The organism is Desulfolutivibrio sp. (genome assembly GCF_036584575.1).
In the GTDB taxonomy this organism is placed as follows: domain Bacteria; phylum Desulfobacterota; class Desulfovibrionia; order Desulfovibrionales; family Desulfovibrionaceae; genus Desulfolutivibrio.
Genome location: NZ_JAZHDB010000047.1, coordinates 1 through 21162 on the forward strand (window position 1 = coordinate 1; position 21162 = coordinate 21162).

Below are 21162 nucleotides of genomic sequence, written 5' to 3' on the forward strand. Positions count from 1 at the left end.
TGGACATGGCCGAGGCGTTCGTTTTGGAAACGGACAAGGGACGCTATCTGGCCGTGCGCAAGACCACCGGCGGCGAGGCTGCCGCCGCACTTTTGCCGGACATCTGCGTCTGGTGCGTCAAGGGGTTGACTTTCCCCAAGAAAATGCGTTGGGGCAGCGGCGATTTCGCCTTTGGCCGTCCCATCCACTGGTTCGTGGCCCTTTTGGACGACGCCGTGATCCCTTTCGAGATCGCGGGCGTGGCCTCGGGGCGGACCACCCGGGGACACCGCATCATGGGACCGGGGCCGTTCGATGTGCCCCATGCCGACGCCCATGCGGCCATCCTCCGGGAGCAGGGGCAGGTGATCGCGGACCCGGCCGAGCGCGAGGCCATCATCCGTTCCCAGGCCGAAACCCTGGCTGCGGAGATCGGGGGGCGGGCCATCGTCAAACCCTCGCTTTTGACGGAAGTGACGGGACTTACGGAATATCCGGTGGTGGCCATGGGCCGTTTTCATGAAAAATTCCTGGCGGTTCCCAAGGAAGTGCTGTTGACCAGCATGGAGAGCCACCAGAAAAGCTTCGGGGTCGAGGACGCAAAGGGACGGCTTATGCCCTGTTTTCTGACCACCCTGGGGCTTGATCCGGGGGAAAGCCTGGACCTGGTGCGCAAGGGCTGGGAGCGGGTCTTGCGGGCGCGCCTGGAAGACGCCCGGTTTTTCTGGGAAGCGGATCTGGCCGCCGATTTTTCGGGCTGGCTCGGCCGCCTGGAGAGCGTGGTCTTTTTGGCCGGGCTCGGCAGCATGGGCGACAAGTCCCGCCGCCTGGAGGCGCTGTGCGGCCGTCTGGCCGGGATGGTCGATCCGTCCCTGGCCGCGTCGGCCGCCCGGGCCGGGCGCTTGGCCAAGGCCGATCTTGTTTCCGAGATGGTGGGGGAATTCGCCGAGCTGCAAGGGATCATGGGCGGCATCTACGCCCGGAAAAAAGGCGAGGACGAGATGGCGGCCGCCGCCGTCGCCGAGCAGTATCTGCCCGTCGGGCCGGAAAGCCCCATTCCTGCCACAGTCTGCGGCGCGCTTGCGGCCGTGGCCGACAAGATCGACACCCTGGCCGGATGCTTCGGCATGGAGCTTGTCCCTACGGGGGCGGCCGATCCGTATGCCCTGCGGCGTCAGGCCCTGGGCATCTGCCGCATCGTCATCGAGCACGGGCTGCGCCTGAATCTGCCGGAACTGATCCAGGCGGCCTTCGAGGGCTACCAGGGGGTATCCTTCAAAACCACCCCCACCCATGCCCTGGCCAGACTCCTGGACTTTTTCGGCCAGAGGCTGCGGGCCTATTTTACGGGCCTTGGCCGGGACACCCTGGTGGTGGAGGCGGCCGTGGGGGCGGGATACGAGGATATCTATGCGCTGTCGGCCCGCATTGACGCCCTGACCGCCTTTGCGGCCACCCCGGACTTCGGGCAGGCGGTTTTGACCTTCAAACGGGCCGCCAACATCATCCGCAAGCAGGGGGCCGAGGCCGGACATCCCCTGACCGGCGAGGTTGTGACGTCGCTTTTGGCCGAGGAGGCCGAAAAACGGCTGCACGACAAGTTCGTCGAGGTCTTCCCGCGCATGGACGCGCTGTTCGCCGCCGACGACTACCGGGCGCTTTTCGATCTGCTGCACGAACTGCGGCCTTTCGTGGACGCCTTTTTCGATTCGGTGATGGTCATGTGCGAGGATGCGTCCCTGCGGACCAACCGCTTGAATCTGCTCATGTCCCTGGTGTCGCGCCTGTCGCGGCTGGCGGATTTTGCGGCCTTGCAGGTATGATGGAAAGACCGCCCAGGCGGTGTTTTTTACGGAAAAAGCAGGTCCGTGCTCTTGACAGACGGTGCTGTTTTTCTTAAACGTCCTTTTTTAAGCACGCAATGAATGGAGGAGATATCCTTGGCTAATCATAAGTCCGCGATCAAAAGGCATAAGCAGAGCATAAAGGCCCGTGACCGCAACCGCATGGTCAAGACCCGGGTCAAAAACGCCATCAAGGCCGTGCGCCAGGCCGTGACCGGAAAGGACGCCGAGGCCGCTGAAAAGGCCCTGTTGTCCGCCTCCTCGGTGCTGGACAGGGCGGCCACCAAGAAGGTCATCCACTGGAAGAAGGCGGCGCGCAACATCTCCCGCCTGACCGTGGCCGTCAATTCGCTGAAGACAGCCTAAGCGCCTGCCCCGCACGGGGACGCCTCCGGCTCGTCACTGCTTGCACTGCCGGGGATTCGAAAATATCTTTCGATTCCCCGGTTTTTCTGTGTTCCCCAAGCGCCGCAGTGGCGCCTCCGCTTCCGGCCTGCCGTGGCGGCACAGAGCCTTTCGGGGCGGATCGGGCCAAAGAGGTCTCTTTTTTTTCGCCTACTCCCTGGTCAATTGAGTCTCTGTACCGTATAGCGTACCCTAAGTGACGACGGAGGCCGGGGGAAACGCGGTTGTTACGGATTCCTGCCGTAGCCTGAGAGGGCCGTCCGGCGGTTTCGCCGTGGCTTTTGTAGGCCGGGCGGAATCATCCCGTGTCCCGGACGAGGTTTCTATCCGATTTCGAGCAGGTTTATTATGGGACTTCGCCGTGCGACCCTCCTTTTGACCGGGCTTACCCTCGCCGTTTTGCTTGTGGCCTTGTACGCCACATCGCGGTTTATCATCCTGGATCGCTTCCTGTCCCTGGAAAACGAGATCACCAGACAAAACGTGGAGCGGGGCGTCAACGCCCTGATGGCTCGTCTGGCCCAGTTGGGGCTTTTGGCCACGGACTGGGCCAACTGGGACGACGCCTATGCCTTTGTGGCCGAACCCGGCGAGGAATTTATCCAAAGCAACCTCACGCCGGAAACCTTCGTGCATCAAAGCCTCGACGTCATCCTCTTTTTCGACGTAACTGGCAGCGTGGTCTGGGGAAAATTTAGAGAGTCCGGCCAGTTGGAACCTGGGCCCTTGTCGCCGTCGCTTCGCGAGGTATTTGAATCCGCCGTACAGCACCTTTTCGGCGCCGAGGGCGGCGCGCCCCGGGAGGGCCTGCTGCTTCTCCCCCAGGGGGCGTATCTGGTGGCCATCCACCCCCTCCTCAAGAGCGACGCCACGGGGCCGCATCGAGGCTATTTGCTCATGGGCCGCCACTTCGGGGACACGGAGGTGTCCAGGTTGTCGCAGATCACCCGCCTGGATATCTCCTTTGGCCTGATGGCGAAGGCCGCCCTGGACGCGAAGACGGCCGACGCCCTGCGCGCCACGGGTGGACCCGATCCGGTGGTGCGCACCTCCCCAAAGGATTCGGAAACGGCCGGATATGCTCTGATTCGCGATCTGTTCGGGCAGCCCGCCCTGCTTTTGTCCTTGACCATGCCCCGGGACATCTACCGTCAGGGGCAGGACATGCTGCGCTACACCCTGGCCTCCATTTTTTTGGCCGGGCTGGTCTTCGCCGCCGTGCTCCTGGCCTTTTTGGAGCGTCGGGTGATCTCCCGTCTCGGCATCCTTGAGCGGCAGGCGGGCATCATCGGCATCCGTCATGCGGGCGAGCGGCGCGTGGCCCTGTCCGGCAACGACGAATTGGCCCGTCTTTCCGACAGCATCAACGATATGCTTGACCGTCTGGAAAAGACTCAGGAGGCCTTGGAGATCTCCGAGGGGAAATACCGTTCCCTTTTTTTGAACACGGCCACGGCCATGATTCTGGTCAACACCGAAACGTCGCTTATCGAGCTGGCCAATGCGGAATTCGAGCGGCTGTCCGGTTTTTCCCGGGAGGAAGTGGAACACCGCAAGAACTGGAAGGATTTCACCCTGGATTTCGACGCCCTGGCCATCGAGGATTTTTTTCGCAGGCGGTCGGGAGTCGAGCGCCCCCTGCCCGGAAGCATCGACTGCCGGTTTCTGGGACGCGGGAAGGACATCCGCTACGTGTCCCTGACCGTGGCCATGATCGCCGGGACGGATATGTGCATCGTGTCGATGATCGACCTCACCGACCGCAAGTGGGCCGAGGAGGCACTGGCCGAATTCAATCGCAAGCTGGAACGGCTGGTGGCCGAGCGAACCAGCGCCCTGGAGGACAAGGCCAGGGAGTTGGTCGAGGCCAACAAAAGGCTTCTGGAGCTGGATCGGCTCAAATCCGCGTTTTTGTCCAGCGTCTCCCACGAACTGCGCACCCCCCTGACCTCCATCCGGGGGTTCGCCTCGCTTATTCGCAAGGATCTGTCGCGTATGGCCAAAACCAGCCAGGGGGTGACCGGCAAATACGTGCGCATCGACGGCAACCTCAGCATCATCATCAAGGAGAGCGACCGTCTGACCATGCTGCTCAACGATTTCCTGGATCTGTCCAAGATCGAGTCCGGGCGGATGGAGTGGCGCGACGCCAGGCTCCCGGTCGCCGATCTGGTGGCCAGCGGCGTGGACGCGGTGCGCGGTCTTTTCGAGGAAAAGCACAGCATATGCCTGGCCCTGGATGTTCCCGACGATCTGCCGGATCTCTTCGCCGACCCGGATCGCATGCTCCAGGTGCTCATCAATCTGCTCTCCAACGCCGCCAAATTCACGGACAAGGGCGTGGTGCGCATCGTGGCCGCCCGCGACGGCGACGGATTGCACCTGACCGTGAGCGACGAGGGCGTCGGCGTCCCCAAGGAGGATCTGGTGTCGATTTTCGGCAAATTCCGCCAGTCCTCCCAGGGGGACATGCTGGAGAACAAACCCCGGGGCACGGGCCTTGGGCTGGCCATCTGCCGCAATATCATCCGTCACTACGGCGGCCGCATCTGGGCCGAATCCGAGGTCGGCCAGGGGAGTTCGTTCCATATCTTCCTGCCCGGCGAGTGCCTGGCCTCCCGCGTGGGCGACGGCCTCGACGGGCCGGACGCAAAAACAGCCGCCCCGTCTTGACGACAGGGCGGCCTAAACGATCCGGATGCTCTCGGAGGTTCTCTATTCGGGCTTCGGAACCAGCCACTTCATCTCGATTTCCAAAACCCGCTTGACGGCCTCGTCTTTGGACTTGTCCTTGATCTTTATCTCCATAGATACGTCGTCGGCCAGGGGGATGCAGACAGCTTCCGACTCCCCGTCGAGTTCGATCTTCCCCTTGCACAGGCCGTCCGCAATACGGCGCAACAGCACCCCGGCGTCATAGGTCAGGGCTTTGCCTTCGGATTCGTACAACACGTTTTTTTCGCTCATGGTCGTTTTCTCCTGGCTGGCTTGGGTTGCCGATTAGCCCGACACTATCCAACTCGCCGCCGGTTGTCATGGCGATTGCGTGACTGTTCGCCGTCCGCTGCCGGTCATGCCGCGCAGGGGGGGCGCGACGGGCATCAGCCCTTTTTTGCCGCCCGGGCGGCGCGCAGCCAGTCGTACCAGGCGTCGAGGCCTTCCCGGGCCCGGCAGGACACGGGAAAGACCTTGATGTCGGCGTTTAAGCCCCGGGCGAAGTTCGAGGCCCGTTCCAGGCTGAAATCCACATAGGGCAACAGATCGGTCTTGTTGAGCAGCAGGGCCGAGGAGATGTTGAACATCAGCGGGTATTTCTCCGGCTTGTCGTCGCCCTCGGTGACCGAGAGCAGGGTGATCTTGTGGTCCTCGCCCACGTCGAATTCCGCCGGGCACACCAGGTTGCCTACGTTTTCGATAAAAAGGATGTCCAACCCGATAAGGTTCAGTTCCTTGCAGGCCGCCAGAACCTGGGCGCTGGTCAGGTGGCAGCCGCCCTCGGTGTTGATCTGCACGGCCTGGGCCCCTGTGGCGGCCACACGCTGGGCGTCGTTGTCGGTCTGCAGGTCGCCTTCGATGACGGCCATGGAAAATTCGGACGCCAGATCCGTGAGGGTGCGTTCCAGGAGGGTGGTCTTGCCGGCGCCTGGGGAACTCATGAGGTTGAGGGCCAGGATGCCTTTTTCGGCGAAAAGCCGTTTCAGGTCGTCGGAGACGCGGGCGTTGGCCTCAAGGATGTTGCGGATGACGGGAATTTGCATGGCTTACGTTCCTTGTGCTTCGTCGAGTTCCAGGTATTCGATGTAGAGTTCCTTGCCGGAGACCACGGTATGCCCCAGTTCCTCGCCGCAGGCCGGGCAGGGGGCGAACACGTAGTCGCTCGATTCCGGCGAGAACTGCTTGCCGCAGGCCCGGCAGGCCAAGACCAGGGGGATTTCCTCCGTGTCCAGGCGGGCTCCGGCCAGGGCGGTGTCCATGGTCAGGGCCTCGAAGGACATGGCCAGGGCGTCGGGGACGATGGCCGACAGGCGGCCGTGTCTGACCTTGACGGAGATCAGCCGGGGCGAACCGTGTTTCTGCATCTCCTCGCGGATGATGGCCAACAGGCTTTGGGCTATGGAAAGTTCATGCATGGGCGGGGATTGTACCGGATTTGCGGCCCGGCGTAAAGAAATCCCGCCCTTTCCGGCGGGGAATTACAGAAAAATGAGGCTTAGGACCACGATGGCGACCAGGGAGGGCAACAGGTTCGAAATCCTGATTTTGAGGATGCCCAGCAGATTGATGCCGATGCCGACGATCAGGATGCCGCCCACGGCCGTGATCTGGGCCATGATGGCCTCGGTGAAAAAGCTTTGGAAGGCCCCGGCCACAAGGGTTAGACCGTACTGGTAGCAAAACACGGGGACGCTCGAGAACAGGACGCCCGCGCCATAGGTGGAGGCTAGGGCCACGGAGGCGAAGCCGTCGAGCATGGCCTTGGTCAAAAGGATGGTGGAGTCGCCGCGCAGGCCCTCGTCGAAGGAGCCTAAAATGGCCATGGAGCCGACGCAATAGATGAGGGAGGCGGTGACGAAGCCGTCGGTGAACAGGGTGTTTTTCGAGCGGGCCAGGGCCTTGACCCGGTCGCCCAGGCGTTCCAGATGGGATTCGATATCGATCAGTTCCCCGGCCACGCCGCCCAGAATGAGACTGAAGATGACCAAAAGGGGCTTGGACATCAAAAGGGCCATCTGCAGGCCGATGATCGCCACACACAGGCCCAGGGCCTGGAACACGATGGTTCTGACACGTTCGGGGAACCTGCCGTGAAGCAAAAGGCCAACGGCGCCGCCGATGATGATGGCGGCGGCGTTGGTCAGGGAGCCGACGGGGATCATGCTCGCTCCTTGGTCGCGAAAGCCGCGCGAGGGCAGGGCTGTAGCAGTTCCCCCCCGTGAGGGCAAGGGTTGCGGGGTGAGTCTTGACAGGACGGCGTGGTCCGCTTAGAGACACTGTTTCCACATGCCGGGATGGCGGAATTGGTAGACGCACCGGACTCAAAATCCGGCGGTCGCAAGGCCTTGGGGGTTCGAGTCCCCCTCCCGGTACCAAGCAATGACGCGGGTTGCGGGCGATCAGGCTAGAAAAGCCGGATCGCCCGCTTGTTTTTTTGCTCCAATTTTGCTCCACTCCGCTCCACGGAGGTGGAGCATGGCGACCATCAGAAAGCGCGGAAATCTCCAGTGGGAGGCCCGGATCAGGAAGCGCGGCTATCCCACAACCTGCAAGACCTTCGACACCAAGGCCGAGGCCGAACAGTGGGCCAAGGAAACAGAGGCGACCATGGGCAAGGGGCAATACGTGTCCGCCAAGGAAGCTGAAGCCTACACCCTTGCCGAGTGCCTTGATCGCTTCGAGGAAGAATATCTGCCTCGCCTGAAAGACCCCAGGCGTGAAATCTACAGGATTGACCGGCTTAAACGGAGAACCATCGCCCACCGGATTATGGCGACGATCCGGTCCAAGGATATCGCCGACTTCCGGCGTGAACGCGAAGCCGAGGGCGTTTCTCCGAACACGATCCGCCTCGATCTGGCCTTGCTCTCCAGGCTGTTCAACTACGCTCGCTCGGACTGGGGGATGGAAAGCCTGACCAACCCCGTGGCCCTGGCCTCCAAGCCGAAATTGCCGACGGGGCGCACACGGAGACTGGAGCCGGGAGAAGAGGAACGGTTGTTGGCCGTTTGCGCCCCGGAGTTTGCGCTCATCGTGCGGTTCGCGTTGGCGACTGCCATGAGGCGTGGCGAGATTGTCGGACTGCTCTGGGAGGATGTTGATATCATGGCCAGCAGGGTGCGTCTGAACGACACCAAGAACAAGGAGTCCCGGACGGTCCCTCTTTCCCGGGAGGCAAAGGATGTATTGCAGGGTCTCCCTCGTCACATTTCCGGGAGAGTGTTTCCCTTCTGCCCCGATCACCTCTCAGCCAAGATGGCCGATGCCTGCCGTGCCGCCGGGCTGAATGATCTGCATTTTCATGACCTGCGCCACGAGGCCACCAGCCGGTTCTTCGAGCATACGGACCTGGACGTGATGGAAATCAAGGCCATTACCGGGCACAAGACGCTGCAAATGCTGGCGCGGTATACGCATTTACGGACGGCGAACCTTGCCGCGAGATTGGATGGTGCGAAACGTGGGGAGGTCATGACAATTCAGCAAGGGCGAGACGTATCAACCATCCTCGTCCCGAATTGACCTTACCCCGGCGTGTATACCACGGATAAGTGCGGAAGCGCCCGTTGAAGCTTTCGATGATGCAGTTGTCCATCGGTTTTCCGAAATGCCTACGCTCTTCGGCGAATTCCTTCAACTGGATGCGAAATATATCGTTACGATCTGGGATTTACTCGCGCCGGTAAGTCCGACGGTTCATGTCCATCAGCTTGCAAGCCCGCCGCTCGGAGTAGTCGTGCTTTTCGATAGCACACCGCACAGCCAATCGGCGCTTAGCGGACTTTAGGCTTTTTTTGCAAGGACTTCCTTGAGCATTCGGTTGTCCAGCGTCAATTCAGCAACGATCCGTGTCAGGCGCGGGTTAATTGTCCTTCGGGCTGCGAAGGTGGCGAGCCCTCACCAGGGCCAACCCGCCGAACTTACTGCGTCACTTTTGAATGTCGCGTCGGATATGGCGTTCTGGCTACACAGTTCTGCCACGGCTACGCTAGTTCCGGCCTACTTGAAAATCCTAATGATCTGCTCTTCGCTGAAATGGCTCTTCCTCATGACCACGACCGTTTTGGCCGAAGTCACGAATTAATAATGGGGAAACTTTTTGGGGGAAAGGTCAAAAGGTCAAAAAAACTTGATGATTTTACTATCTTCGATTATGTAAACAAATAAAGGATGAGGCATGCTGGGGCCTCACCATGACTCCGAGAAGACTTACAGCACTAGATTTGATTGATATTTCAACTTATTTGTTTACTAGTATTCTTGAGCTATTGCATGGTGAGGCACTCTGCGATGATTAACGCAATAAATTGATTTGATAAATTTATGACAGAGAAAAAGAATAGAAGCCGCATTCCGCAAGAAGCGAAAATTCGTGCACAACTCCAAAGAGAGATATGTTCAGTTTGCCCTTTTTGTGAAAATGACGATGTTGGCCATTTTCAGATTCATCATATAGATGGGATACCTTCCAATAACGAAATTGAAAACCTTTTGCTTCTTTGCCCAAACTGCCATTCAATAATTACCAAGGGTGATATCCCACAGGTCGAAGTGTGGAAACGGAAAATACAGTTAGCTCATGGCGCTGAAAGAGTACATGAAAAAGCAAAGGTTGTTCAGTTCAACTCCCATGTTGGCAACGCTGTCATTGGTGATAACAATAGAGTAAATGTCAATCAGCAAAAAAAGAAGGTCGTGAATAAATACCCTGAAGGGACAATTGGATCAGATCGCGACAAAACAAACTATATTAGCTACTTAATTTCAAGATATAATGAATTTAAAGAGTATGAAGTCGGCAAAGGGAATGTTCGGTATGGTGTTTTTGGTGCACACCTGAAGAAAAAGTACAGAATAGGATCTACAAAGACCATATACAATTTGCCAATATACAAATTTAGTGCTCTATCAACGTATATCCAAGGCAGAATAGACGGGACAATGCTTGGTAAAATTAAGCAAAAAACACAAAAAAATTACTCAAATTTCTCTGTGTATATTGACAAGTATGTCAATGGCGACGATTGAAAATCACAGGCGATGACAATAGAAAAGCGTTTTAGTATCAGCTAAATTTGGGGACTAAGGGGAGCACAACAGAGTGAGTGGACAAGGGAATAACAGCACGAAAGTCATCCGCGTCGCCACGCGTGAGGCATCGCTCCGAAGCAAGATCCGTCGCCATCTTCGCGAACTGGGCTTCCATAAAACGAAAGAGGGCAACCTTGAGATCAGCGGTAGCGGCAAAGATGTCATCCGTACTTTGCACAGTTCGCAAAGGAATGAACGGCTCGCCGCCAATGCGGATTTCTTTGCCCGCCGGACCCCAAAGTTGCTTCATCATTTTGCGTCGGGAAACGACATTAATCCGGCCGCCATCACGCCGATGCTAGAGAGAATTCACGCCGACACATGGCAAGCTGACTTATTCCGGCTAGCGTCACTCACTTGGTCCGTGCCTGTGTCGAACGGATTCGGCCGGAGGCTCCGGTATCTTGTTTGGGACGCCCACAATGAAAAACTGATCGGCTTAATAGCGATCGGTGATCCTGTTTTCAATCTTTCTGTCCGTGACAATCTCATCGGCTGGAACGTTCACGAACGGGTTGCCCGCCTTGTGAATATCATGGACGCATATGTTCTTGGCGCCTTGCCTCCGTACAGTGCTTTACTGGGCGGCAAGATGGTGGCGTGCCTGGTCCGGAGCCGCGAGATCTACGATGACTTTGCCCGCACATATGGCGGGACTGTGGGAATCATCTCGGGGGAGGAAAAGAAAGCACGCCTTCTCGCCGTGACAACGGCGTCATCAATGGGGCGGTCCTCCGTCTATAACAGATTAAAGCTGGGCGGCATCCCATACTTTACTTCCATCGGATATACGGGGGGATGGGGGCATTTCCACATTCCGGACAAGCTATTCCTGGAACTGCGTGACTATCTGCGTAGCATCGGGCACCGCTACGCGGACCTGCACCAATTCGGACAAGGGCCGAACTGGCGTTTGCGGACGACACGAGCGGCTCTGACGGCATTGGGATTCAGGGATGACCTCCTTCGTCACGGCATCCAACGAGAGGTCTTTATCTGCAACCTTGCTGCCAATGCCACGAAAATTCTGCGCACTGGCAAGGGAGACCCTGACGTCTCCTCTCTTCTTAGTGCTCGCGAGATCGCGGAACTCGCGGTGGAGCGATGGATATTGCCACGATCGCAACGGCGGCCTGAGTACCGATTATGGACGAACGATGATTTGCTCCATTTATTTGAGAAGCACAGCTGGATCAAGAAGGACCAACTCGCATCTAAGGCGATTTGAACAGTGGACACAAAGCGGATGAGCAAGGATGGCCGACCCTCTTGAAAAATGGCAGGGGCGCCTAGAGAGGCATTTTGAATCGCTTGCCCGCATGCGTGGAGACACTGACTTTCCGATTTTTGCCCTTGAGCATGGGCTGAGTGAAGCTGAACTGGAGCAACTCTCTCGGATTCTTCGTTCCTGCCTAACGGTGCGGCAATTATTATTTCCTCACTGGTTACTCTGGGTTATATATGCCACCGAGCGCGGGTATAGCTACACCGGCGACGAATATTGGCCCTCGTTTGAAGAGCAGACGCCGGGATGGGAATTCTATGACCGCAATAGGATCAAACCGTGGTTCCGGAAGTTCCAAACGGCCTATCATGGCGTGATTCCGTCTGGCCCGTGGGCGGAGCGTTTCAGCATCATCGCTTGGCCCATCACACACGCCATACTTCCACGCTATCTTCAGCACCAATTCGCGCGGGCTCTGTATGACCTTCGATTTAGCCTTGCTTCCCTCGTCAACCTCGATCCGCGCGCAATCGGACGGCATCTTGCCATCAATGCGCAGTATGCCTCAACGCGCTTTCAGGAATTTCTCCAGCAGGAAGAACTAACCGGTCGGATTGTCCTCGCGATTTTCGGCGCAAAGCCCCCTCAAGGGAAAGAACCGATTTATCCACCGACTCTGCGGCGGATCGTCACTGATTTGGAAGAGGTCCGCAACGCACGCGAGTGGCTAAAAGAAGCCAAGCGCGTGGTCTCTGATCGCTTTAAGGGCATTGGTCGCGGCACGGAGCCAATTGTATGCCGTCCGTTTATCTGCCCTCTCAGCCGCACGGCGGCGGACTCGGTGAATCTGAGCATTCGTCCCAACCTGCTGTTGCGGCATGCAGGCGGAGGCACCTGGTCGGTGCTGCTGGAAGTGCCATCCTTTCGCAGTATTGCCGTCCTCAGTGCTGACTTTCAGTCGTTTTTGCAACGCACGCGATGCCGTCTCAATGGTGGGGGTGGCATGAAGCCCACGGGATGGCTTCTGTCCGGAAACAGAAAGGGCGTTTTGCGAAGATGGCCTGACCCAGCGGAACCGTTAATCCAGTTCGAACATACACTGCCCGCGCTCGATCATTTCCTTGAAACCGAATGCCGTCTCAGCCGAGGCCCAATCTGGTTATTCAAGATTGGAAGCGACGGCATGGCGCGGGAGATCACCGGACGCGTTGTCCGGCCAGGCCAGAGCTACATCGTAGTGACGACGGAGGAGTTACCACAAGCACACGCTGGCGTGACCCCGTGCAATTTCGATTGCGAGGGGGCGAGAGCCGTTCGCCTTGCGGTGCCGTCCGATGTGTCAGTGGAGACAACAGAATGGCTTCATGGACTGGACCTGCAAGTGGCGCGCACTATAAGGATCTGGCCAGCGGGGCTACCAGGTCGCGGTTGGGATGGTGAGGGCAAAAGCGAGTGGCTTACGACGGAAGCACCCTGTTTTGGAATTGAGCATGACCACCCTGTCGATGGGTACACGCTCTGCCTCGACAACGGCCGAGAGACCCTCATTGAGACAGACGGTGCCAAGCCTATTTTTGTCCGTATTTCGCCTTTGCCGGTGGGCGCACACTCACTAACCGTCAAAGCGCTCCGGAGTCCTTCACTTGATGCCATTGCATCGTCGCCTTCGGCCGAGGGGCACGCCCAACTCAGTGTGCGCGAGCCTGAACCGTGGACTCACGGCGTTGCCGCACATCCCGGCCTGATTGTTACTGTCGACCCGCATGATCCGGACCTTGACACTCTTTGGAGAAATGAAGTCCGTCTCTCGATTTTCGGGCCGGAAGGCTACACTGTAACCTTTACACTTCGCCTCCTGGCCGCAGACGGCCGCGAAATCCTTGCCGAGCGAATCGGTACACCGATGAACCTCCCGGTTAAGCCGGAAGTATGGCAACAACACCTTAAACAATTTCTGAAACAGGATGAACATAACTGGAGTTACCTAGAAGCCTCAAGCGGCGAACTTACAATCGAAGGCGAGACACTAGGAAGGTGTTCGCTACGCTTTGAACATGACGCCCTGCCCCTACGATGGGTGCTGCGCCATGATCGCAGCAATATTATTCTCAGGCTTGTCAATGATAGTGGGCAAAATGAAACCAAGCCAGAAGTTCGTTTTCACAGCATGGAGCACCCGTTGAAGGCCGCGCCGCTTGCAGCGGAAACGGTACTATCCGGCTACAAGATTTTGCCACCCGGAGGCCTCTTCCTGGCAACCCACGGAGATTATTCCGATGCCATAGCTGTCAGCGCAGGACTTATGGGAGAAGGTTTGCAAGGCCTGTGCATAACGCCCCGCTTTGACGAGTTATCGAGCAGTTCCTCTTCGCTCGCGAGAGCTCTTCGCTTGCTTGCCTTCTGGTGCACAACTCGGCTGTCGGGCTTCGTTGCCAACGCAAGGCGTCAAATGGTCATCAATGGTTTTCTTCAAGCCCTTTTCGGCAAGTTATGCGGCCCTACCTGGGCACAAGGGGAAACGCAATTTAGAAACAATCCAAACTCACCTCACTCTATTGAATTCCTGAAAAAAAACGTAGCAAAGCGGGCCAGCTTCGCTGTGGCCCTTGTTAATCATCATTCAAAAATGGACGGCGATGCTGCCGAGGGAGCGCGCTGGTTTGCGGATAGGGCGGCATCTTACGGAGTATGCGAAGACCACACACTCAGCGAATTTGCGCTCCGCGTTGCCAGCCAGCCTCACCGTCTTCCTGCCGCCTACGGTGAGAACCTCGACCAGTTGCTCAGACAACTCGCGGACACCCCAGCGATCCTGCGCGGCGCGCGCCTGCTCGCGCTCTTAACCGCGAGGCAAAACAGAGATACGCCGCTTTCTTTGCTGCCGAGGTGGAAATGGTAATTACCCGTATAGCAGGTGACGACGTGCTCGCTGACTGTCGGCAGCTACTTGGTTTGCCAACGAATCAGCAATTTCCCGAGGACGGTCCTTTGCTTGCAGGCCTGCTCCGGCGTAGTGCTGGCATCCACTGCCCGTGCTCCCGCGCCACCTTGAGTGCATCCTTGCTCGAATGCCTGCAATACTTGACGGAGAACGACGACTTGCTGTCCGATCGCATCGATGCCGTCATCGAAGGTCTCATCGTGGGGGGCGATCTTCTTGAACTCAATGATGTTGTCATTGACGATGTCGAGGTGCGGGGGACTTGGGTGTTTGCCGCGCCTCCCAGTTTCGTTGTCAGGCCGAGCGGAGGAATTTTTCTCTTCGGCACCGTCCCCGATCAGGATACCTTTCTGCCACTCTCCCTCAGCTCACGCATAGCCTATGATGGATTCACGCGGATGATTGCTCCGCAGCCGGATGAAGACCTCATCATCGAACTTCGCGAGCAGGGTTTGCAACAGCTCTCAGAAGACGCGTGGCTTAAGAGTCCAAAAAATGAGGTGGCTGCAGATGTGCTGAGGCGGTTCGAACACCGTCTTTCGACGCAATCCCTGGCTGGAACTATTAGCAATCTGGAAATTCTCGATCCCGTACACCCGGTCACCTATTACCGAGGACGCTGGACCATCCCCAAAGATCAGAATGGTACCTATGTCGCAAGGCGGCCTCAGGAATTCGGAGCTCCCATATGGTGCTTCGTCGTCTTGGAGAATGGCGAGCCAGTCCGCCTTCTTGATTTACCACTTGGAGGAACGCGTTGGCGGGGATGTGACGCCGCATGGCACTTGCAAATGGCGATTGATTCTTGCCGCCACAATCCTCAGCGCTATCGGTGTCACGCCGAGCGCGATGGTATTCGTTTCGATTTTTTTTCACCATTACCCCAATGGTCGCAGCGGCGTCTTATGATTTTCGGCAAAGCCGTGGACCCGAAAAATTGCCTTATATCGTACCGCTTGCCGTCAGCCGAGGCACAAACAGAAGAGCAATTTCTTCAGGAAAGACTCTGGCTGCTACGTTTGGAAGATTAAAGCTTGGGAGGCCACCAATGCAAACAATTCAAGAGACAATAGAGCAATTACATGGCGCGCTTCGCGATTACATCGAGGCAACGTACCATATCAGTGCGAGGTCACTGATAGCGCGTCGCAAGGAATTGCTGAATAGGCCTGGCGTCATTCACCAAGTGCCCTATCTTGAGTCAACCCCTCGCTATCAAACGGGCGAGCATTTTGCCGACATGGAGGGGTTGCCGCCAGCCGCCCTAGAGGCATATCTCGCCCTTTCAAAACCCGATGGCAGTCTGCCTCGCCTCATTTATGATCCGCCGTACAAACACCAGTCCGAAGCTGTGCGTGGCAGCCTAATAGACGGACGCAATCTCATCATCATGACGGGAACGGGATCGGGGAAAACAGAATCGTTCTTGCTACCCATCCTTGGCAAACTTGCGCGTGAAGCAAAAGAGCACCCGCATACCTTCAGCCAACAACCGGCCATGCGGGCGCTTATTCTATATCCAATGAATGCACTGGTAAACGACCAGTTGGGACGACTTCGTGCTTTGTTTGGCGATCCGCGACTTGTTGCACTCTTCAAGGGATGGACCGGACGTCCCCCACGGTTTGCACGTTACACAAGCCGCACTCCTTATGCGGGTATCCGGACAGCCAAGAAGGACTCAGTAAAACTCAAAGCGTTTGATGAGTTTTACGCCTACAACGAACGTCGGACGCAGGACTCCAAACCCGAGGAGCAGGCAGAAGCGAAGCAACTTTTGCAGGCGCTCAAAGAGCGCGGCAAATGGCCATCCAAACCCAATCTGGCCGCATGGCTCGGCGAGAAAGGTAGCAGGTGGCAAAACCCCAAAACGGGTGAATTCGTCAGGGCCATCACGCTACCGGACGATTCTGAATTACTCACACGGCATGAGGTACAGGCCGCGCCTCCCGATCTTCTCGTCACAAACTACTCGATGCTCGAATATATGCTGATGCGTCCGATTGAGAGACCAATCTTCGACAGGACACACGCATGGCTTGAGAGCAACTCCGACGAAAAATTTCTAGTCGTGCTCGACGAAGCCCATCTTTACAGGGGTGCTGCCGGTGCTGAGGTTGCGTTGCTGCTGCGGCGCTTGCGCAACCGGCTCGGCATATCGACGAAGCGCTTCCAAGTCATCGGTGCAACCGCAAGTTTTAATGACCATTCATATGCACCGCAATTCGGCGCGCAACTTTCCGGCATGCCAGCCGAGAGCTTCAATTCCATCTCGGGGGATCTCGATCTGAGGCCGCACGACGCAGTTGGCTCCGACCAGGATGCTAACATCCTCGGTAGTATCAGTTTGCAGAAATACTATGATGCTTCCACAGATTTAGATCGCCTTGCAGCGATCAAGCCATTGCTCGACTATCGAGATGTGAGAAATGAATATCAACCGGAAACTGCACTTCATCATGCGCTTGCCGATTTCGGTCCAATGAGCCTGCTTGTGAACACAACAATGAAGCAGGCTGTTCCTATTACGGAATTGGGGCGCAAGATGTTTCCGACTGCCACACCAAAAAAGGCTGATTCTGCAGTCACTGCGCTGATGTCCCTAGGAAGTATTGCGCGCCTTGATCCCAAAACGCCTGGTCTGCTGCCCTGCCGCATTCATTGCTTCTTTCGCGGTCTTCCTGGTCTGTGGGTTTGCATGGATCCTGATTGCAGTGAACTCGCCGAAGAGGACAGGGGCGGCATCTGCGGAAAGATGTACAGCCAGCCTCGTGAACGATGTGAGTGCGGCGCTCGCGTGCTGGAATTGTATACCTGTCAGAATTGCGGTACGGCATACGCAAGAGCGTACACCGATGATATTGACGAGCCCTCGGCCTTATGGTCTGAGCCGGGACAGCATCTTCGCATGGCGGGCGGAGAAACAAGTCCGCTTCTGCCGCTCGATTTGCTCCTTGAATCACCCGCCCTGGAGGATGTAGCCGAGCCTGCGGATTACGACCTCGAAACGGGGCGTCTCAATCCGCCTTCATTGGGCCCGCGCAACCGGACTGTCTATGTCCGCAGTGAGCGTGTGTCTGATTCAACGGACGAAGAAAATGATTCTTCAACTGGACTTGAGATGCGCGGTCAGTTCGTACCCTGCGCCGTGTGCGGCAAGACTGCGAGTTTCGGTCGTTCATATGTGCAGGATCACCAAACCAAAGGCGATCAGCCTTTTCAGGCCCTTGTTGCTCGCCAACTCCAGATTCAACCGCCAGCCCCAGTGAAGCCAACCCATTTCGCGCCACTCCAGGGCCGGAAGGTGTTGGTCTTTTCGGATTCGCGACAAGTCGCGGCCCGACTTGCTCCGAACTTGCAAATGTACTCGGTGCGCGATTCTTTGCGTCCCCTCATTGCGTGGGGGTATCGCCGCCTCCAGGCTGTTCCCATCCTTCAGTCCAATCTCAATCTTGAGGATCTCTATCTCGCGGTTTTGCTTGCTTCCAAGACACTTAATGTCCGCTTGCGTCCAGAGATGAAAGCGGGTGAGAGTTTTGGTGCCGAATTGATAGTCGAGAATGCGGTTCTCAAAGGCGAGACCGAGGATGACGCAGGCCTTCTCAATCTCTGCATGGAAATACGTAACGAACGTCCTCCCGAGGCCCTGCTCGATAATATCGTCACGACCGTGCAAGATCGTTTTTTGGGGTTTGAAGCGCTGGCGCTCGCTTCCATTGCCGAGCGAAGCAAATATACCGCCGAACTCGAAAAGCTGCCGTCCATTCCAGGAGTCGCCGAATCGCCGGAAGCGAAAGTAGGGCTTGCACGTGCCTGGCTTCGCTGCTGGCAGGGCTACGGCTTTTGGCTGAGTTCGATGCCGCCCGTCTGGTGGAGGAGGCCGCGCTCGGAAGGCACTAGCATCCGAGGCCACAAAGGCAAGTTCAAGGCCATGGACAAGATGTTAATGCACAAGTCAGCTCGCAAGATATTCTGGGATAAATGGTCCCCGGCGCTGCTTGCCATGTTCACACAGGACTCAGACAGCGGTTTTAAGCGTCTACGCGGCAGTGAGCTTACCCTTCTTTTCAACGGCAAGTGGACCAACTGTGCGAGTTGTAAGTCCGTCCATCGTCCCGTACCAGGCATCATGCATTGTCTTGATTGCGGTAGTCAAGATATCAGAGAACTCACCCCAATCTCAGACCCCATTTTTCTCGCGCGAAAAGGTTTCTATCGCAAACCCGTTGTGGAGGCGCTCGGCGACCCGCCACGCCAGCCAATGGCCCTCATAGCAGGCGAGCACACCGCCCAACTCAACGCTCCACAAAATGAAGACGTTTATTCAAAGGCTGAAGAAAACGAGCTGCTCTTTCAGGATATCGCCGTAGGCGGGCGGAGCAGTAGAACTACCGCTATCGACGTACTATCGAGCACGACGACAATGGAGGTCGGCATCGACATCGGCGCTCTATCGGGCGTCGCTCTGCGCAACATGCCCCCAAGCAGGGCGAACTATCAGCAGCGCTCTGGACGAGCCGGTCGGCGTGGCAACGCGGTGGCCACAGTAGTCGCGTTCGGTAGTGCCGACAGTCATGACGAACACTACTTCGTCGAACCTGACGGCATGATTCGAGGCAAGGTGGTCGACCCGAAGTTGACTTTGGATAACCGTGAAATTGTGCGTCGCCATATCCTTGCTTTCCTATTGCAAAACTACCACCAGGAGCGGCTTCCGAAAGTCGATCCTGACCAACGACACGACCTGTTTTCCGTTCTCGGCACCGTCTCAGAGTTTAGGAATGGCACTTCGGTCCTCAATCGTGATGACTTAGCGGCGTGGTTGAACGAAAACGAAGAGCAATTATGCAAACGCGTATCAACGTGGATTCCGGCAGAACTCTCGCAAAGCAGCCGCGAGGGTCTCCTCAAAGGACTGATGGGGGATTGCCTCAAAGCCGTTGACGACGCGATCAGGCCAGGGTCTGAAGAGTCGGATAGGCCGGATGAAGCGGAAGACGATGCGGAATCGGAAGTTTCCCCCGAAGAAGGAGAGGAAAGCCCTCAACAGGCCTCGCGCCCTGAAAATCTTCTCGATAGGTTGCTTTATTGCGGGAAGCTGCCCCGCTATGCATTCCCGACTGACGTCGCGACGTTCCACGTTTTCGACCGTGACCGGTCTTCACGCTTCCGACCGATCATGCGTTTTGCCCCTCAACAAAGTCTCCCTGTAGCCCTAACGCAGTATGCACCGGGAAAACAAGTCTGGATTTCCGGCAAATGCTACACATCTGGGGCAATTTATTCTGTCATGCCCGACGATCGGTATACGGCTTGGGAGTCAAAGCGTATCTACATGGAATGCAATGAATGCGGCTTTGCGAGGACGTTTGCCATTGGCGAGGCGAGCAGGAACGAAATCCGCGACTGCGAGGCTTGTGGCGGCGAAAAGAGCTTTGGCCCCGGACGGTACTGGCTACGCCCGCCGGGCTTTGCCCATCCAATTGATTTGGAAGAGGTCACTTCACCAGATGACATCCCGGAAACGAGCTACGCAACCCGCGCCAAACTCACGATGGGTACACCTGACGAAGAGGCTGGCTGGGTCACAGTCAATGAACGCATCCGCGTTCTACGCGCACGGCAACATCTGCTTGTGTCAAATACAGGCCCCAGGAGAGAGGGGTATACCTACTGCACAAAGTGCGGACGCATCGAAGCGAGTACCGAACCCTCGCCCATACTTATTGGGCCACATCGCAAATCCTATCCCGACGACGATGATAAGTTGGTGTGCGATGGCACGAGCCTGGCACGGCACATCGTTCTCGGCACGGACTTCATTACCGACATTGCGCTTTTTTCCATGCGTGTCGCCGAGCCTCTCAACCTTAAGCCTGGGCATTCTTCTACCGCTGTTGCCCTCAGGACGGTGAGTGAGGCGCTCGCGAAGGCAGCTTGTCAGTTGCTGGAGATTGAGCCTGGCGAACTGATGGCCGAATTTCGGCCTGCTCTTACGCCCAGCGGCATAAAAGGTCTTGAAGCGGAAATATTCCTCTACGATACATTGCCTGGGGGAGCAGGATTTTCAAGTCAGCTTGTAGATCAAGGCCTTGCGTTGTTCCAACGGGCGTTGAACTTAATGAAAAGTTGCCCGGAGAATTGCAATGCGTCTTGCTACCGGTGCCTGCGAAGCTTCAAGAACAAGTTTGAGCACAGTCTTCTCGACCGCCATGTTGGCGTCGAACTTCTAGAGTATTTGCTAACGGGACAAGTGTCTGGATTTAACCAGAAGCGCTTAAACGCTTCATTGACGTTGCTCTACAATGACTTGATGCGGAAAAATGAGGGGCAAATTAAGTTTCAGGCTAATACGGAGATATCATTGGATGATGGACGGATCATCACAGCACCAATTCTAGTCGAACATAACGGCAAGAGGTTCGTTATTGCACTTTCCAGCCCGTTGACCACTGACCACCCGACCGATCCGCTGATAAGCGAGCTTCGCGACAGCAGCAGTAACTATACTGTAATGGTTGTGAATGAACTGGTCGTGCGCGGAAATCTCCCGCATGCCACCCGCAAGATTTACCAAGAGCTGGAGAGGTAAGTGCTTAAAAATGATACTTAATATTCCCGAAAAGCTGTCCAACGAAAAGGGGTTACCTCAATGAGTGCACTTTCGTGATTCCGGTGTCTGTTGAACCTGGCTACTCTCCGCCCAGCATGCCGCTCAAGCGCGTCAAGAGCGGCTCCAATCGTGTGGATAGCTCGCTCAAGCGTTGCAAGTGCTGCGTCGATTCCCGTTGCTGGGCACTCAGGCTGGCAATCTGCTGCTGGATGTGGCGCAAGGCCTGGGCGTGGGCGCTCAGGGTTTGATCCTGCCCGGACAAGGTCTTGGCCTGCGCTTCCTGGGTCTGGCGAAGCTCCTGTTCCAGCGCGGTCAGGGTGCTCGTGAGCAAGCGTTCGATTTCGCTCAT

At 57.0% G+C, this 21162-nt stretch carries 14 protein-coding genes and 1 tRNA gene; 10 read left to right on the forward strand and 5 right to left on the reverse strand.

The window, feature by feature from the left end; translation table 11 throughout:
- The 3 genes from glyS to V3572_RS03560 all read left to right on the forward strand — a co-directional run.
- Positions 1-1802, forward strand: a 1802-nt coding sequence (gene glyS, locus V3572_RS03550; protein ID WP_332109596.1) for a glycine--tRNA ligase subunit beta, incomplete at its 5' end; no start/stop codon positions are given.
- A gap of 117 nt (positions 1803-1919) precedes the next feature.
- A complete protein-coding gene (gene rpsT, locus V3572_RS03555) occupies positions 1920-2189 on the forward strand; it encodes a 30S ribosomal protein S20 (protein ID WP_163300693.1) in 270 nt (89 codons plus the stop codon).
- Between the two features lie 387 nt (positions 2190-2576).
- A complete protein-coding gene (locus V3572_RS03560; protein WP_332109598.1) occupies positions 2577-4901 on the forward strand; it encodes a sensor histidine kinase in 2325 nt (774 codons plus the stop codon).
- Between the two features lie 42 nt (positions 4902-4943).
- Here the strand turns inward: V3572_RS03560 and V3572_RS03565 are convergent, their stop codons facing one another.
- From V3572_RS03565 to V3572_RS03580, 4 genes are all read right to left on the reverse strand, one after another.
- Positions 4944-5195 carry an amphi-Trp domain-containing protein gene (locus V3572_RS03565; RefSeq protein ID WP_332109599.1) on the reverse strand — a complete coding sequence of 84 codons (252 nt, stop codon included), beginning with the start codon at positions 5193-5195 and terminating at the stop codon, positions 4944-4946.
- A gap of 134 nt (positions 5196-5329) precedes the next feature.
- Positions 5330-5986, reverse strand: a complete 657-nt coding sequence (gene hypB, locus V3572_RS03570) for a hydrogenase nickel incorporation protein HypB (protein ID WP_332109601.1) — start codon at positions 5984-5986, stop codon at positions 5330-5332.
- A 3-nt stretch (positions 5987-5989) separates the two neighbouring features.
- On the reverse strand, positions 5990-6358 hold the full coding sequence (locus V3572_RS03575) for a hydrogenase maturation nickel metallochaperone HypA (RefSeq protein WP_332109602.1): 369 nt from the start codon (positions 6356-6358) through the stop codon (positions 5990-5992).
- Positions 6359-6421: 63 nt separating this feature from the next.
- On the reverse strand, positions 6422-7105 hold the full coding sequence (locus V3572_RS03580; RefSeq protein ID WP_332109603.1) for a DUF554 domain-containing protein: 684 nt from the start codon (positions 7103-7105) through the stop codon (positions 6422-6424).
- A gap of 126 nt (positions 7106-7231) precedes the next feature.
- Between V3572_RS03580 and V3572_RS03585 the strand changes: the two genes are divergently transcribed.
- The 7 genes from V3572_RS03585 to V3572_RS03615 all read left to right on the forward strand — a co-directional run bounded on the left by V3572_RS03585 (position 7232) and on the right by V3572_RS03615 (position 20792).
- Positions 7232-7318: transfer RNA gene (locus V3572_RS03585), tRNA-Leu, on the forward strand.
- Between the two features lie 100 nt (positions 7319-7418).
- Positions 7419-8465, forward strand: coding sequence for a tyrosine-type recombinase/integrase (locus tag V3572_RS03590; protein ID WP_332109604.1), 1047 nt, complete (start codon positions 7419-7421; stop codon positions 8463-8465).
- 801 nt (positions 8466-9266) lie between these two features.
- Positions 9267-9971 carry an HNH endonuclease signature motif containing protein gene (locus V3572_RS03595; protein WP_332109605.1) on the forward strand — a complete coding sequence of 235 codons (705 nt, stop codon included), beginning with the start codon at positions 9267-9269 and terminating at the stop codon, positions 9969-9971.
- A 73-nt stretch (positions 9972-10044) separates the two neighbouring features.
- Complete coding sequence (locus V3572_RS03600; protein ID WP_332109606.1) at positions 10045-11262, forward strand: Druantia anti-phage system protein DruA; 1218 nt, start codon at positions 10045-10047, stop codon at positions 11260-11262.
- A gap of 28 nt (positions 11263-11290) precedes the next feature.
- Positions 11291-14158, forward strand: a complete 2868-nt coding sequence (locus V3572_RS03605) for a hypothetical protein (protein ID WP_332109607.1) — start codon at positions 11291-11293, stop codon at positions 14156-14158.
- Positions 14152-15231, forward strand: a complete 1080-nt coding sequence (locus tag V3572_RS03610; RefSeq protein ID WP_332109608.1) for a hypothetical protein — start codon at positions 14152-14154, stop codon at positions 15229-15231. The genes V3572_RS03605 and V3572_RS03610 overlap by 7 nt, the downstream gene beginning before the upstream one ends.
- A 17-nt stretch (positions 15232-15248) precedes the next feature.
- Complete coding sequence (locus V3572_RS03615) at positions 15249-20792, forward strand: DEAD/DEAH box helicase (RefSeq protein WP_332109610.1); 5544 nt, start codon at positions 15249-15251, stop codon at positions 20790-20792.
- A 100-nt stretch (positions 20793-20892) separates the two neighbouring features.
- On the opposite strand, the gene V3572_RS03620 is transcribed toward V3572_RS03615, so the two are convergent.
- Positions 20893-21162 carry a hypothetical protein gene (locus tag V3572_RS03620; protein WP_332109611.1) on the reverse strand — a complete coding sequence of 90 codons (270 nt, stop codon included), beginning with the start codon at positions 21160-21162 and terminating at the stop codon, positions 20893-20895.

Excerpts from the sequence above, each read along its gene's own strand:
- V3572_RS03575 (WP_332109602.1), bottom strand. The coding sequence starts at position 6,358 with ATGCATGAACTTTCCATAGCCCAAAGCCTGTTGGCCATCATCCGCGAG.
- V3572_RS03610 (WP_332109608.1), top strand. The coding sequence starts at position 14,152 with ATGGTAATTACCCGTATAGCAGGTGACGACGTGCTCGCTGACTGTCGG.
- V3572_RS03605 (WP_332109607.1), top strand. The coding sequence starts at position 11,291 with ATGGCCGACCCTCTTGAAAAATGGCAGGGGCGCCTAGAGAGGCATTTT.
- V3572_RS03620 (WP_332109611.1), bottom strand. The coding sequence starts at position 21,162 with ATGAGCGAAATCGAACGCTTGCTCACGAGCACCCTGACCGCGCTGGAA.
- V3572_RS03590 (WP_332109604.1), top strand. The coding sequence starts at position 7,419 with ATGGCGACCATCAGAAAGCGCGGAAATCTCCAGTGGGAGGCCCGGATC.
- V3572_RS03595 (WP_332109605.1), top strand. The coding sequence starts at position 9,267 with ATGACAGAGAAAAAGAATAGAAGCCGCATTCCGCAAGAAGCGAAAATT.
- V3572_RS03565 (WP_332109599.1), bottom strand. The coding sequence starts at position 5,195 with ATGAGCGAAAAAAACGTGTTGTACGAATCCGAAGGCAAAGCCCTGACC.
- V3572_RS03580 (WP_332109603.1), bottom strand. The coding sequence starts at position 7,105 with ATGATCCCCGTCGGCTCCCTGACCAACGCCGCCGCCATCATCATCGGC.
- V3572_RS03615 (WP_332109610.1), top strand. The coding sequence starts at position 15,249 with ATGCAAACAATTCAAGAGACAATAGAGCAATTACATGGCGCGCTTCGC.
- hypB (WP_332109601.1), bottom strand. The coding sequence starts at position 5,986 with ATGCAAATTCCCGTCATCCGCAACATCCTTGAGGCCAACGCCCGCGTC.
- V3572_RS03560 (WP_332109598.1), top strand. The coding sequence starts at position 2,577 with ATGGGACTTCGCCGTGCGACCCTCCTTTTGACCGGGCTTACCCTCGCC.